The organism is Nocardia sp. NPDC051463, assembly GCF_040681975.1.
Lineage (GTDB): Bacteria > Actinomycetota > Actinomycetes > Mycobacteriales > Mycobacteriaceae > Nocardia.
This window is the reverse complement of record NZ_JBFBAB010000001.1, coordinates 455,031-467,535: the sequence shown is the minus strand read 5'-3', so window position 1 is coordinate 467,535 and position 12,505 is coordinate 455,031. Positions and strand designations below refer to the sequence as shown.

At 66.4% G+C, this 12,505-nt stretch carries 14 protein-coding genes; 7 read left to right on the top strand and 7 right to left on the bottom strand.

Features of this window, described 5'->3' with window-relative positions; translation table 11 throughout:
• Positions 1–18: 18 nt before the first annotated feature.
• A complete protein-coding gene (locus AB0M74_RS02155) occupies positions 19–864 on the bottom strand; it encodes a helix-turn-helix transcriptional regulator (RefSeq protein WP_364900587.1) in 846 nt (281 codons plus the stop codon).
• Positions 865–965: 101 nt separating this feature from the next.
• On the opposite strand from AB0M74_RS02155, the gene AB0M74_RS02150 reads away from it, so the two are divergent.
• On the top strand, positions 966–1,691 hold the full coding sequence (locus AB0M74_RS02150) for an SDR family oxidoreductase (RefSeq protein ID WP_364900585.1): 726 nt from the start codon (positions 966–968) through the stop codon (positions 1,689–1,691).
• Between the two features lie 82 nt (positions 1,692–1,773).
• Here AB0M74_RS02150 and AB0M74_RS02145 read toward each other — a convergent pair whose 3' ends face one another.
• Positions 1,774–2,682 (bottom strand): NmrA family NAD(P)-binding protein, encoded by a 909-nt coding sequence (locus AB0M74_RS02145; protein WP_364900583.1) that lies wholly within the window; start codon positions 2,680–2,682, stop codon positions 1,774–1,776.
• A gap of 80 nt (positions 2,683–2,762) precedes the next feature.
• On the opposite strand from AB0M74_RS02145, the gene AB0M74_RS02140 reads away from it, so the two are divergent.
• Positions 2,763–3,185 carry a helix-turn-helix domain-containing protein gene (locus tag AB0M74_RS02140; RefSeq protein WP_364900581.1) on the top strand — a complete coding sequence of 141 codons (423 nt, stop codon included), beginning with the start codon at positions 2,763–2,765 and terminating at the stop codon, positions 3,183–3,185.
• 34 nt (positions 3,186–3,219) lie between these two features.
• Here AB0M74_RS02140 and AB0M74_RS02135 read toward each other — a convergent pair whose 3' ends face one another.
• The 3 genes from AB0M74_RS02135 to AB0M74_RS02125 form a co-directional block, all read right to left on the bottom strand.
• Positions 3,220–3,435: a hypothetical protein gene (locus tag AB0M74_RS02135; RefSeq protein ID WP_364900579.1), complete on the bottom strand. Its 216-nt coding sequence runs from the start codon at positions 3,433–3,435 to the stop codon at positions 3,220–3,222.
• Between the two features lie 89 nt (positions 3,436–3,524).
• A complete protein-coding gene (fabG, locus tag AB0M74_RS02130) occupies positions 3,525–4,277 on the bottom strand; it encodes a 3-oxoacyl-ACP reductase FabG (protein ID WP_364900577.1) in 753 nt (250 codons plus the stop codon).
• A 43-nt stretch (positions 4,278–4,320) separates the two neighbouring features.
• Positions 4,321–5,469, bottom strand: coding sequence for an acyl-CoA dehydrogenase family protein (locus AB0M74_RS02125; RefSeq protein WP_364900575.1), 1,149 nt, complete (start codon positions 5,467–5,469; stop codon positions 4,321–4,323).
• Between the two features lie 117 nt (positions 5,470–5,586).
• On the opposite strand from AB0M74_RS02125, the gene AB0M74_RS02120 reads away from it, so the two are divergent.
• Positions 5,587–6,234 (top strand): TetR/AcrR family transcriptional regulator C-terminal domain-containing protein, encoded by a 648-nt coding sequence (locus AB0M74_RS02120; protein ID WP_364900573.1) that lies wholly within the window; start codon positions 5,587–5,589, stop codon positions 6,232–6,234.
• 10 nt (positions 6,235–6,244) lie between these two features.
• On the opposite strand, the gene AB0M74_RS02115 is transcribed toward AB0M74_RS02120, so the two are convergent.
• Together AB0M74_RS02115 and AB0M74_RS02110 are read right to left on the bottom strand one after the other, a co-directional pair.
• On the bottom strand, positions 6,245–6,862 hold the full coding sequence (locus tag AB0M74_RS02115; RefSeq protein WP_364900571.1) for an HAD hydrolase-like protein: 618 nt from the start codon (positions 6,860–6,862) through the stop codon (positions 6,245–6,247).
• 92 nt (positions 6,863–6,954) lie between these two features.
• Positions 6,955–8,760: a hypothetical protein gene (locus AB0M74_RS02110; RefSeq protein WP_364900569.1), complete on the bottom strand. Its 1,806-nt coding sequence runs from the start codon at positions 8,758–8,760 to the stop codon at positions 6,955–6,957.
• An 820-nt stretch (positions 8,761–9,580) separates the two neighbouring features.
• Between AB0M74_RS02110 and AB0M74_RS02105 the strand changes: the two genes are divergently transcribed.
• From AB0M74_RS02105 to AB0M74_RS02090, 4 genes are all read left to right on the top strand, one after another.
• Positions 9,581–10,252, top strand: a complete 672-nt coding sequence (locus tag AB0M74_RS02105; protein WP_364900567.1) for a helix-turn-helix domain-containing protein — start codon at positions 9,581–9,583, stop codon at positions 10,250–10,252.
• Between the two features lie 43 nt (positions 10,253–10,295).
• Positions 10,296–11,156, top strand: coding sequence for a 3-hydroxyacyl-CoA dehydrogenase (locus tag AB0M74_RS02100; protein ID WP_364900565.1), 861 nt, complete (start codon positions 10,296–10,298; stop codon positions 11,154–11,156).
• Between the two features lie 156 nt (positions 11,157–11,312).
• Positions 11,313–11,639, top strand: a complete 327-nt coding sequence (locus AB0M74_RS02095; RefSeq protein WP_364900563.1) for a metalloregulator ArsR/SmtB family transcription factor — start codon at positions 11,313–11,315, stop codon at positions 11,637–11,639.
• 204 nt (positions 11,640–11,843) lie between these two features.
• Positions 11,844–12,497, top strand: a complete 654-nt coding sequence (locus tag AB0M74_RS02090; protein ID WP_364901909.1) for a cation transporter — start codon at positions 11,844–11,846, stop codon at positions 12,495–12,497.
• The last annotated feature ends 8 nt before the right edge of the window (positions 12,498–12,505 follow it).

Sequence of the window (12,505 nt, the reverse complement as noted above, 5' to 3'; positions counted from 1 at the left end):
CGAGGAACCGGGAGGAGTTCAGCCGCTGGTGAACTGCTGGGTGCCGGTGATGCGGAGCAGGTCCAGTGCGGAGGCGGCGGCGGTGCCCGGTGCGGCGGAGTAGACGATGACGGTCTGGTCGGAGTCGGGGACGAGCAGGGTGTCGCATTCCAGGACCAGATGCCCGAGTTCGGGATGGTCGACCGATTTGGTGGCGCTGCGCCATGGTTCGGACGGCCGTGCATTCCACAGCTGCTCGAATCGTTGACTGCGCGAACAAAGTTCGCTGATCAGGCGCAGCAGGTCGGGGTCGTCGGGGTAGCGGGCCCGCGCGCTGCGCAGGCTGCTGACCGAGAGGACGGCGGCGGCCTGCGTCTCGGCGGGGGTCGGTGCGACCCGACGTGGCCCGGTGCCCAGGAACTGCTGCCAGATGATGTTGCGTTGCGCGTGCGGCCACTCGGTGAAGTCGCCGAGCAGTGCCGCCGCCATCGGATTCCACGCCAGCACATCGCCTTTAGCTGACATGACCAGGGTGGGCAGGTCGACCATCCGGTCCAGCAGTCGCAGCACGCTCGGCCGGACCAGCATGGCGATCCGGCCTGCCTGTGGTGGCACGGACCCGGCGAACTGGAAGAGCAGATCGCGATCTTCGTCGTTCAGGCGCAGCGCCCTGGCCAGAGCCGCCAGTACAGCGGTCGAGGGGCGTGGGCCGCGGCATTGTTCGAGTCGAACCACGTAGTCGACGCTGACGCCGGCCAGTTGTGCGACCTCTTCGCGGCGCAGTCCGGGTACCTGTCTGCGCGAGCCCGCGGGGAGCCCGACATCGCTGGGCCGGATGCGGCCGCGGGCCTGCCGAAGCAATTCGGCGAGTTCCGTGCGATCCATATCCTCGATCATGCCGCAGCGTGCACACGTCGGGGTGGTACCGCTGGTCCCAGGAGGCTGCGGTCCTGGTGGGCCCGCTGTGCGGCGGCGACGCTCGGGTCATGGACAATTCCACCACCACGACAGCGTTGGTCACCGGAGCGAACAAAGGACTCGGTCGTGAGACCGTTAGCAGATTGGCGGGCCTCGGCTGGCGGGTGTTCCTCGCCGCCCGCGACGCCGATCGCGGCAAGACCGCGGTGGCCGACCTCACCGACGCCGGGCTGAACGTCGAGTTCGTTCACCTGGACGTCACGTCCGTCGACTCGATCGCCGCAGCCGTCGAGGCAGTCGGACAACGAACCGGACAGCTGGATGTGTTGGTGAACAACGCCGGTATCGGCGGCACCCGCAAACTCCCGCCCGAGACCACGGCGGCCGATCTGCGAGAAGTATTCGAGACCAACGTCTTCGGCGCGGTAGCGGTGACCAACGCATTCCTGCCGCTGTTGCGCGCGGCCACCCGGCCTCGCATCGTGATGGTGTCGAGCGGCATCGGCTCGCTGGCTCGTACCTCCGACCCGGCCCGCATCGAGTCCACCCTTCTCGGACTGCCCTACCCGTCTTCGAAGACCGCCCTGAACATGATCACCTCGATGTACTCCCGCGCGCTCCCCGACATCCGAATCAACGCCGCCGACCCCGGTTATACCGCAACGGATCTGAACAACAACTCAGGCCACCAAACGGTGACCGAGGGCACCGACGCGATCGTCCGCCTGGCGTCGATCGAACCGGACGGGCCGACCGGTGGATTCTTCGATCGCTTCGGCCCGGTGCCCTGGTGACCACGTTCGAGCAGTGACCAGCCGGGCGCGCGGTGAGTTCGACCGGCTCGACGGTGCGGTGACTCGTCGATGAGAGCGATGCTCAGCGGGTCGTTGTGATCGAAATCGACTGGTATCCGCCAGCTCGCACGGCCGCGGTGAGCAGCGCCCGGACATCGCGCGGCGCGCCGGGCAGTAGGTCGAGCAGGTCGGTCCGGCTTGCCTCGAGTGCACCCGCGCCTATGTTGGCGAACATGGAGACGGCATTCGTGACCTGGTAGGGCTCCATTCCTAAGTCCTGCAGTGCGATTCGGGTATCGAACAGTGACATGGATCGGTAGCTCACCGGCCGGTCGAGCGATTCGGCCAGCACCGCCGCGATGTCGGACCCGCTGATCGTCGCGACACCTTCGAGTTCGTAGACCTTGCCCGCGTGTCGGCTGCGACCACCTGCCGTAAGGTCACGGCTGGTTTCGGTGGCCACCCCCACCGCCGCGTCGGCGAGGTCGTCGCGAGCGACAACCGATACCCGTCCATCACCGAATGCGGCTGTGTAGAAACCTGTTTCGGCGGCCGAGACGGCGCCCGCGGCCGCCAACCCGATCGGAACCTCGGCATAGAGGCCGTTGCGCAGAATCGTCACATCGAACGGTGCCGAAGCCAGACGTTTCTCGGTCCATCGGTGTGGGAGCGCGATGGTCATCAGATCACCGGAACCCGCGAGGCTGGTGTAGATGACGTGCCGGACGCCGGCCGTCGTCGCGGCGGCGACCACTGCGTCATGTCTGGCCAGCACCACGTCGTCTTCCGCGTAACCGGCCGAGACGAACACCAGCACGTCCACCTCCCGGAATCCTTCGACCAGGGTGGCAGGGACGTCGAAATCGATGTGTCGTACGCCGGCGCCATCACCGGAGCGGCTGCCCGCCGCGACGGTGAGATCGTCGAGTGCGGACAGCCCGTCGAAGACCAGGCTGCCGAGCGAACCGGAAATACCGGTGACGAGGATCATTGGTGCACTCCCGAATGTTGCAGTTGCTGAACACAACCCAGCATCCGCAATCACGGGCGGCGGCATAAGGAGGCACTCTGATGTCAGTCACGAACACGGCGGTTAGCACGCAGGCGGCGGGCCCTATTCCCGAAGGACCCTGTGGCGATGACGACTGTGGGATTCGCGATGTCCTCGACAGGCTGGGGGATCGGTGGGCGGTGCTGGTGATCGTGGAGTTGAGCAAGGGAGTGCGTCGCTTCCGCGAACTGGAGCGAGCGATTCCGGGCATTTTCCAGCGCATGCTGACGTTGACCACCAAAAGGCTGTGGCGGGACGGGATCCTCGATCGGATCGCCTACCCGACCATCCCGCCGCAGGTCGAATACCGGCTCACCGCGACCGGCCGGAGTCTCGCCGAGACGGTGCTGGTGCTCGCCGACTGGTCGCGAGAGCACAGAGGCGTCATCGCCGCCGCCCGGCAACAGTGGGATGCCGAGCACGCATCCGCAAATCGGGCTTGAATGGAAACGTCGTGGCTGGGTGCCGCGACCTATCTCAGTGCCCTCTTTCGAGGCAGACCCACTTGCCGTCGGGTCCGCACTCGCAGAGGTAGGGGCCCTGTTCCTGGGTCTGGCCTACTGTGCACTCCGGCGCCGGGGTCGGGTCCTGCTGCCTTGCGGCAGCTGCCGCGGCACCGGACAGTGCCATGCTGCCGACGGTTGCCAGACCCGCGAGGAGGATGGTGAGTGAGCGGTTCGGCTTAGCTCTCATTGCCGTGGCTCCTTCCTATCGACGTGGTCGATCGAAGTGCTCATTATCCTCGTCATACCGGGCGGTCGCTATAGCGCACTCGGGCCTGCTCAGCGGGCTCCACCGTTGACATAGAGCGTTTGGCCACTGACATAGGAGGCTTCGTCGCTGGCCAGGAACGCAATGACAGCGGCGACCTCCTCGGGCTGCCCGACTCGCCCGAGTGGGGTGCGCTCGGCAACGGTCTGCTGGTGCTCCTCGGCGGTCAGCCCGACCCGGTTGGCGGTCGCGGCGGTCATTGCGGTGGCGATGTAGCCGGGGGCGACCGCGTTGACGTTGATGTTGTAGGGGCCGAGTTCGATGGCCAGCGTCGCGGTCAAGCCCTGGATGCCTGCCTTGGCGGCGGCGTAGTTCGCCTGGCCGCGGTTGCCGAGTGCGGAGCGGCTGGAGAGCGAGACGATCTTGCCGTAGCGCTGCGCGACCATGAACTTCTGTGCGACCTGCGCGCAGTGGTAGGCCCCGGTCAGGTTGACCGAGAGGACCGCGTTCCAGTCGTCCTCGGACAGTCGGAAGAACATGTCGTCGCGGGTGATCCCGGCATTGTTGATCAGGATGTGTGGTTGCCCGAGATCCGTTGCCACCTGGTCGAATACGGACTGCACCGAGGCGCGATCGGTGACATCGCAGACATAACTGCGGGCCGTGGCGCCCGCCGCGATGATCTGCTCGACGGTCTTGTCGGGGGCGTTGCGGTCGAGCGCCGCCACCGCCGCGCCCTCGGCGGCCAGCTGCACCGCGGTGGCCGCGCCGATGCCCTGTGCCGCGCCGGTCACAACGGCCACTTTGCCGGTAAACCTGTTCATCGATGGTCCTTTCTGTGCTTCGACGAGGCCGGATCCGACGTCGTCAGAATGCGCTGATTCCGGTCAGGTCTCGGCCGATCAGCAGTTTCTGGATCTGGCTGGTGCCCTCGTAGAGGGTCATCACCTTGGCGTCGCGCAGATACTTGCCGACCGGGAACTCGTCGACATAGCCGTAACCGCCGAACACCTGCAGGGCGCGATCGGCGGCGCGTACCGCGGCCTCACTCGCGAACAGCTTCGCCTTGGACGACGCGATGGCGAACTCGGCGCCGCGGTCGATCAGATCTGCCACCCGCCACACCAGCAGCCGGGCGGCGTCCACGTCGAGTGCGATGTCGGCGAGCAGTTCCTGCACCAGTTGGTGCCCAGCGATCGGCTTGCCGAATTGTGTCCGCTGGGTGGCGTACCCGACCGCGGCGTCGAGGCACGCCTGCGCGATCCCGACACAACCCGCGGCGACCGACATCCGGCCCTTGGCGAGAGCCGCCATCGCGACAGTGAACCCTTCTCCCTCGGCGTGCAGTCGCGCGCTGTCGGGGATGCGAACGTCATCGAGCACGAGTTCCGCGGTCGCCTGCCCACGCAGCCCGAGCTTGCCGTGCACGGGGCGCGCGGTGAAGCCGGGGGAGTCGGTCGGAACGAGGAAGGCCGTAATGCCACGGTGCCCGTCGCCGCCGGTGCGCGCGAAGACGAGCGCGACCTCGGCCCAGGTCCCGTTGGTGATGAACATCTTGCGGCCCGAGATCACCCAGTCGCTGCCGTCGCGGACCGCGCGTGTACTCAATTGTGCTGCATCCGAACCAGTTCCAGGTTCGGTGAGCGCGAAACAGCCGAGCGCCGCCCCCGTGGTCAGCCGGGGCAGCCAGGTGCGCTTCTGTTCGTCGGTCCCGTAGTAGTGGATGGATTTGGCGACGAGGCCGAGGGAGACCGAGACGATGCCGCGTATCGCGGAGTCGCCGCGACCCAGCTCCTCCAGCACGAGGCAGTAGGCGAGGTGGTCGCCGCCACTGCCGCCGTATTCCTCCGGAATGGTAAGGCCGAGAAATCCGAGCTCGCCGAGCCGCGGCACGATCGCTGGATCGACCGATTCGGCGCGATCCCATTGCATTGCGTGCGGGGCGATCTCGCGGTCGACGAAGTCGGCGGCCATGCGCTGTGCCGCGGCCTGTTCGTCGGACAGTTCCAGGTTCACCGCAACTCCAATAAAACTAACGATGAAAGTTTCTTGTAGGCTAGCCCGGCATAAACTAACAACGCAAGTTTGTGGGCTCGCATGCGACACTGAGGGCCGATCGACCAGGAGGTTTTCGTGGGAAGACCGCGCCGACCATTGCTGAGCCGGGAGCGCATAGTGTCCGCCGCGTTGGCCCTGGTCGACGCCGACGGCCTCGAAGCTGTATCCATCCGCAGGCTGGCCACCGAACTCGGAGTGCGGGGGCCCTCGCTGTACAACCACCTCGCCACCAAGGACGACCTGCTCGACGCGATGGTCGATGCGGTGCTCGGCCAGGTGGACCTGTCGATGTTCAGTGACAACACCGACTGGCGCGCCGCGCTCGAAGCCTGGGCCCGGTCGTATCGCGCGGCATTGGCAGATCATCCGAACCTGGTGCCCGCGTTGCATCAGGGGATGGGCAGGCGGCCGAACGCGCTGCGCCAAGCGGATGCAGTCTTCGGTGGGCTGGTATCGGCGGGCTGGCCGCGACGTGAGGCAACTCAGGTGGGCGCACTCATGCGGTTCTTCGTCACCGGTTCCACCCTGGGGTCTTTCGCGGGCGGCTTCCCCGAGGATGCGGCGGTGTATCGCGGCAACTACCCGCACCTCGACGAAGCACACCTGCTGTCGGGGCGGCAACGCGAAATCGACGATGCGGCGTTCGAAACCGGCCTGCGCGCGTTACTGGATGGTCTCACCCTGCGATTCCAGGCACTGTCCTCGGCCGCGCCCGGCGATTGATCGCCGGTGGTCAACTCACCGCGCGGGCTTCGAATTCGGTGAACCAGTCCGGAAACTCGGTGAGGTCCTCCAGTACGACGTCCGCGCCCGCCGCTCGGAGTTCGTCGGCGTCGCATGGTCCGGTGGTGACGCCGACAGCCGCCACTTCGGCGGCCCGCGCGCCGCGCATATCACCGGAGTGATCGCCGACAAAGACATCGGCCTGCTGTTCGCGCAGCACACCGGCCTTGCCCGCCGACCAGAGATCACCTGCCAAATGATCTATCTGCCAACCGAGTTCGACCAGGTGCAGCCGTGCCAACGGCTCGTGCTTGCCCGTGACGATCACTACTCGCCCGCCGCGCTCGGCCACTGCGGCCAACGCCGCGTCGGCGCCGGGCATGGCCGGAATGTACGGCACCACGGTCGGATACAGCGCGCGATAGCGGGCCACCAGGGCCGGAATGAGATCGGCGGGGGCGCCCGCATCGGCTAATAGCTGGTCGAGCGGGGGTCCGAGTCGGTCGGCGAGCTCGACGCCACGCAGCGGGAGATCGAACTCGGTCGCGATGGTGTCGATCGCCCGTGTGACGCCGGGACGGGAGTCGATCAAGGTCATATCCAGGTCGAAGCCGACGGTCCAGGTCACCAAACGACTTTACAGCGTGTCTTTGCACCGGTGAGATCGACGCTCGCCCAGGCGGCGACCGCCGGCGACCCAACGGTCGCCGAGACGGTTGGTTATCCCTTGCGATTCGGGAAGTGCTGCTCCGGAGGTTCCTGGTCGTCGTCGTGCCCGTCGATCAGCTCGGCGGTCCCGCCTGTCTCGGTGGTTGGTGTGTGGAACTCGGCGCGGGCCGACCCCAGCTCGCGCGGCCCGGACGGATCGATCGAAAGATCGAGTGACTCGGTTGCGGGCAGCGATGTGTCTCGAATCGCCAGAAACGCTTCGAGGAGGGCCAATTGGTCGACAGTCATGCCGGACGCCGTGGACGACAGCTCGTCCTGCAGGACTTCCTGCCGATGCGCCGCCTCGATCCCCGGCGTTTCGGGATCGACCCGCCGCCACTGCACGGCGCGCGTCCACAATGGGTCGCCGCATGCCCACGCCCAGATGACGGCGCGGACCACAGTATGCAGCATCGTGTACACGCGGAAACGCTCCGAGGCGGAGCCGGTCCGATGTTCGATCTCATAGACCCATTCGTGGCGGCGCGTGCGGATGTAGGTCCCGTCGTCGTGCGCGACGACCAAGAACGGATCGTCGGGGTCGGCGGCACCGACCACGAAGTCCTCGAGCAGCGCGGCGGTGAGGTAGGGCAGTGACCTCCTGTCGTGGTCGTATGCGCCGACGGTGACGTGGACATCGACCCGGTCGCGCGGGTCGTAGAGGTGCCCGGTCGCGACGTCGAGCACGGCGAGGCTGCGGTCCTTGGTCAGCTTCAGAACGGCAAGCAGATGCCGGCCCCGGCTCGGCCCCCAGGTGCGCAACACGGCTCCGCGGACATCCGCGACGGCCGTGATCAATCCGACGGCCGCGCCCTTGCTCTCGATCTCGGCCAGGAGGTCGAGGACGGCGGGCGGCGCCGTGCTGTTGTCCGAAAAGGCGCACATCTGCTCGTACCGTGCCAGCGCGTCGAGAGCGGTATCGACTTCGCCTTCCGGGATCACTCCGAAATCACACGTGACCGCCAGGCTGGTCAGCAGCGAGTCGAATTCCGGTGTCTGGTGCACCGCGACGTTGCCGTCCTTGTCGATCTCGGTGCCTGCCGCGAGGCTGATCTGTGAGTCCCTCCACCAATAGACCGCCGGACTGACCGGTCGCGGTTCGCTGCGATAGGTGTTGGCCGCTACCTTGCCGAGCAGGATCACGGCCGTCATCGCGTCCGGTCCGGTAATGGGGTGTACATACACGTTTCCCTCGTGTGAGGTGACGAAAAGCGCACCGTACATTCCGACTACCGGGTAGTCGTCGAGCCACCGTGTGTGGGCGCTCGCGAAGTCCGAGCCGCTCAGCACAGCGAAGTACGCGTCGTTGTAGCCCTTCCATTCGACCGCGAGGCTGCTATCGGCGCGCGTATTCGCCTCGGCGAGGTCGAAGAGTTCGTCGAGGTCTACGTCCCAGTCGGCGAGCATCTCGGGCGTGACGGCCACGGCGGTGTGGAATTGACCCAGCACCGCCACCTGCACGATGCCCGGTGCGACCTCCCGGCGGACGACTTCGATGCCCGCGTCGGCGCCTGCCGGCGCGAGGCGCGTCCTGAGCAGGCACCGCACCGTGGCAAAGTCATTGGTGTCCAGCGGATCTGTGTATTCCATGTCCACTTCGTGGAGAAACGTGCCGACGTAGTCCGCGACGAGCGCCGGCCACTGGTCGGCAGGGTGTTCGTTCAGGCTACGGCGTAGGTCGTCCAACCACAGGTAGTGCGGGCCGTCGCCACGCGGACCGATGAATTCCGCCACCTCGTCCGTGTCAGTTATCCGGCAGACGTAACCCAGCTGCTGTGCGGCCACAGTAACCAGCGAAGTCAGCATGCGCGAAGGCACATTGGACACTGTTCCCCCCGAGATCGGCGTCGAAAGACCCTAGGTCACCCGCACTCGCGCGCCCGGGCGTGGTTGTTTCCGTGTCCGGGAGGCCGAGCTGAAAGGTGGCGACATTACAGGGTGGTCGCGTATTCCGCACTGCGGCATGCGAGTTCGGCGATGTGATCGGCGAACCTGGACCACAGTTCGAGGGGGAGGTGTGTGGCTCATGCCGTCGAAGATCGCCAGCGTCGACCCTGGGGTTGCATTGGCGGTGGCTCCGCCGCCGACGTCGCACAGGGGGTCGTCGGCGCCGTACAGAATCGGGGTGGGTACGCGCAGTTGCCTGGAGTCGCGCGGTTCGGTCTCCGGAGGCGCCACGTCTGCCGCGAATTGGCGCATCATCGCGTCTCGGTCCTGTCCTGGGTCGTAGGCGCGTGCTGGGGTATAGGCCACTGCGGACGCGTCGAACTCGAGTCCGGGGGACCCTTGGCCCCGACTCCCGACTCCGACACCGTTCGCACTCTGCGGGCGAGTATCCCCGCCCGGCTCGAGCGCCACCGCGGCGAGTTGCCTGTCGAGGCTCGACGTATGTCGGGCCTCATTCATCGTCGAGGGATTGCGCGATATTCGACGTGCTCGGCTTTCCGCGTCGTCCCGGCGACTGGCGACCGGCGACCGGCGACCGGCGACCGCACGTGAGCGTGGGTTGTGCCGACGCGTCGGTCCTGCGTCGAGGGTGGGTCCGCACGCCGGTCGTCGTCGCGTTGTCGGGGCTTGCCATTCGGATAACAGGGAGTACGCTCATTAATGAGTCCACTCATTAACTGAGAGGTATCGGATGCCGACCTCGCCCGACCCGGCGCATGCGGGTCGCCGCCAGCGGAACATGCGCGACAAGCAGTCGCGCATCTTCGAAGCGGCGTCCGCGCTATTTGCCGAGCGGGGCTTCGAGAGCGTCACCACGCAGCAGATCTCCGACCGCGCCGATGTTGCCGCGGGGACGCTGTTCCGGTACGCGTCGTCCAAAGGTGAGTTGCTGCTGATGGTCTATAACGAGGACCTGCGGCTGGCACTCGAGCTCGGCGACGCGCTGTCGCGCTCGCAGAGTGAGCCGGTGGAAGCGGTGCTCAGCATGGTGCGGCCGACGGTGGAGGCTGCCGACCGGCATGTCGAGAACACCGTGGCCTACCAGCGTGAACTGCTATTCGGCTCGCCGACCGAGAAGTATCGCGCCGAGGGCCTTGCCCTTGTCGCGCAGCTCGAGGCGATGATCGCCGCGCGCCTGGCGGCTGCCGTCAGGCAGGGTGGACGCGAACCGCGCCGCCTGGACAAACAGGCACTGCTGGCGGGCCGCAGCGTGTTCGCGGTGCTGCACCTGATCCTTGCCCGGCCGTCGACCGGCGTGCATCCCGGCCAAGACGCGATCGGCGACTTGCATGACCAGATCACCCAGATCGTCACCGGATTCTTTACGTCGCTCGACGGTGTCGACACCGAAGACGACCGGTAAACATCGAGGGGCGGACTTCGCCCCATGAAGGAAGGAGACAGCAATGACCATCGAGATTCGCAGGGTGACAGTTCTCGGGACGGGGGTGCTCGGTTCGCAGATCGCGTTCCAGACCGCGTTCACGGGGTTCGACGTCACCGCCTACGACATCGACGATGAAGCCCTGACCGGCGCTCGTGATCGTTTCGCCAAGCTGGCGGCAACCTATGGCGAGGAGGTTGCCGGAGCCGCGGATGGGAAAGCGGAGCAGGCCGCGGCCGAAATCGTGCTGACCTCCGATCTCGCCGCCGCGGTGCGCGACGCCGACCTGGTCGTCGAGGCGGTGCCGGAGGTTCTCGCCATCAAGCAGGAGATCTACAAGCAATTGGGCGGGCTCGCGCCTGATCGCACCATCTTCGCCACGAACTCCTCAACCCTGTTGCCCAGCGACATCAAGGACTTCACCGGCCGACCGGACAAATTCCTCGCGCTGCACTTCGCGAACCTGGTATGGAAGTACAACACCGCCGAGGTCATGGGCACCCCCGAGACCGACCCCGAGGTGTTTCAGGCGGTCGTCGATTTCGCGGTCGCGATCGGCATGGTGCCGATCGAGTTGCACAAGGAAAAAGCGGGATACGTGCTCAACTCGTTGCTCGTGCCGCTACTCAATGCCGCCATGGCGCTCGGTGCGGGTGGATACGCCGAACCGGAGGCGGTCGACAAGACCTGGCGTATCGCGACCGGCTCGCCGCTCGGCCCGTTCCAGATGATCGACGTCATCGGCCTCACCACCCCCTACAACATCCTTGTCAACGGCGGCGAGGACGCACAGCAACTCGCGGCGTGGTTGAAGGCGAACTACATCGACAAGGGCAAGCTCGGCCTCGCCAGCGGAGAGGGGTTCTACCGGTATTCCGCCTGACCGCGGACGCGGCCAGTTCTTCGATCGCGCAGCAGTTCGATAGGAAATTGGACGCGAGCGAGATCGGTGAATCGACACAGTGATTCCCCCGATCCAGCCCGCAGTCCAGATTGGTACAGGGGTTTCTGAATACAGATATCTATGTATCGTATGAGCATGCGGACCACCGAGCAGGACGAAGCCCTGTCCCGGTTCGGGCATGCGCTGTCGGATGCCACGCGGACGCAGATCCTGCTGCAGCTGCGGGACGCGCCTGGATATCCGGCCGACCTGGCGGAGTCGATCGGGGTTTCGCGACAGATCTTGTCGAATCACCTTGCCTGCCTACGCGGTTGCGGGTTGGTGGTGGCGGTTCCGGAGGGGCGGCGCAACCGGTACGAGTTGGCTGATCCGCGGATCGCGCGGGCGCTGGAAGATCTGCTCGGGCTGGTGCTCGCCGTCGATCCGGCATGCTGCCCGGAGGCGGAGCAGGGGTGCTGCTGATGGTGTCGCCGCTCAGTGATTCGACTCGGCTGGTCGTGTCTGCCCAACCGAGGAGAGTGCCTGAGCATGCGGGAAGGAGCGCCAGGTGATCCCGAAGAAGTGGCACAGTGCGCCGACGGCGAGGCCCTTCGAGCCGCGTTCGGTCAACCACCCCCGAGCGGTGTCGAAGTCGGATCCGATGTGTGGCATCAGGGAGTGGCGGTGATGGCGCACTCGATGGGTATGCCGATTCGGCTGGTGGACGGTGAGCGACGGCAGGTGCTGGCGCGGCGGATTCGGTGGCTGGTGGTCGCGACGATTTCCTACAACGTGATCGAGGCGGTCGTCGCGCTCTGCGAGGGGGCGCGGGTGTCCTCGACGGCGCTGATCGGGTTCGGGTTGGACTCGGTGATCGAGGTGTCGTCCGCGGCGGCGGTGGCCTGGCAGTTCTTCGGCCGGGATCCGGAAACCAGGGAACGGCGTGCGCTGCAGGTCATTTCGTGTTCGTTCTTCGCGCTCGCTGCCTATGTAGCGGTGCTGGCGGGGCGCTCGCTTTTCGGGTTCGGCGAAGCGCGGCATTCCGCGGTGGGCATCGGGCTGGCGGGGTTGAGTCTGGTGGTCATGCCGGTACTGTCGGCCGCGCAGCGGCGCGCGGGGCGAGAGCTGGGATCGCGTTCCGCGGTGGCCGATTCCAAGCAGACACTGCTGTGCACGTACTTGTCGGCGGTGCTGTTGGTCGGGTTGGTGCTCAACAGCCTGTTCGGGTGGTGGTGGGCCGATCCCGTCGCGGGACTGGGTATTGCCGCGTTTGCCGTCAAGGAAGGGCTGGCCGCGCGCCGTGGTGACGGGTGCTGCGCCTCAGGTGCTTGCCAGAGCTGACCCACAGG

Coding starts and splice junctions, on each gene's coding strand:
- AB0M74_RS02155 (WP_364900587.1), bottom strand. CDS start 864: ATGGATCGCACGGAACTCGCCGAATTGCTTCGGCAGGCCCGCGGCCGC.
- AB0M74_RS02150 (WP_364900585.1), top strand. CDS start 966: ATGGACAATTCCACCACCACGACAGCGTTGGTCACCGGAGCGAACAAA.
- AB0M74_RS02145 (WP_364900583.1), bottom strand. CDS start 2,682: ATGATCCTCGTCACCGGTATTTCCGGTTCGCTCGGCAGCCTGGTCTTC.
- AB0M74_RS02140 (WP_364900581.1), top strand. CDS start 2,763: ATGTCAGTCACGAACACGGCGGTTAGCACGCAGGCGGCGGGCCCTATT.
- AB0M74_RS02135 (WP_364900579.1), bottom strand. CDS start 3,435: ATGAGAGCTAAGCCGAACCGCTCACTCACCATCCTCCTCGCGGGTCTG.
- fabG (WP_364900577.1), bottom strand. CDS start 4,277: ATGAACAGGTTTACCGGCAAAGTGGCCGTTGTGACCGGCGCGGCACAG.
- AB0M74_RS02105 (WP_364900567.1), top strand. CDS start 9,581: ATGCCGACCTCGCCCGACCCGGCGCATGCGGGTCGCCGCCAGCGGAAC.
- AB0M74_RS02100 (WP_364900565.1), top strand. CDS start 10,296: ATGACCATCGAGATTCGCAGGGTGACAGTTCTCGGGACGGGGGTGCTC.
- AB0M74_RS02095 (WP_364900563.1), top strand. CDS start 11,313: ATGCGGACCACCGAGCAGGACGAAGCCCTGTCCCGGTTCGGGCATGCG.
- AB0M74_RS02090 (WP_364901909.1), top strand. CDS start 11,844: ATGGCGCACTCGATGGGTATGCCGATTCGGCTGGTGGACGGTGAGCGA.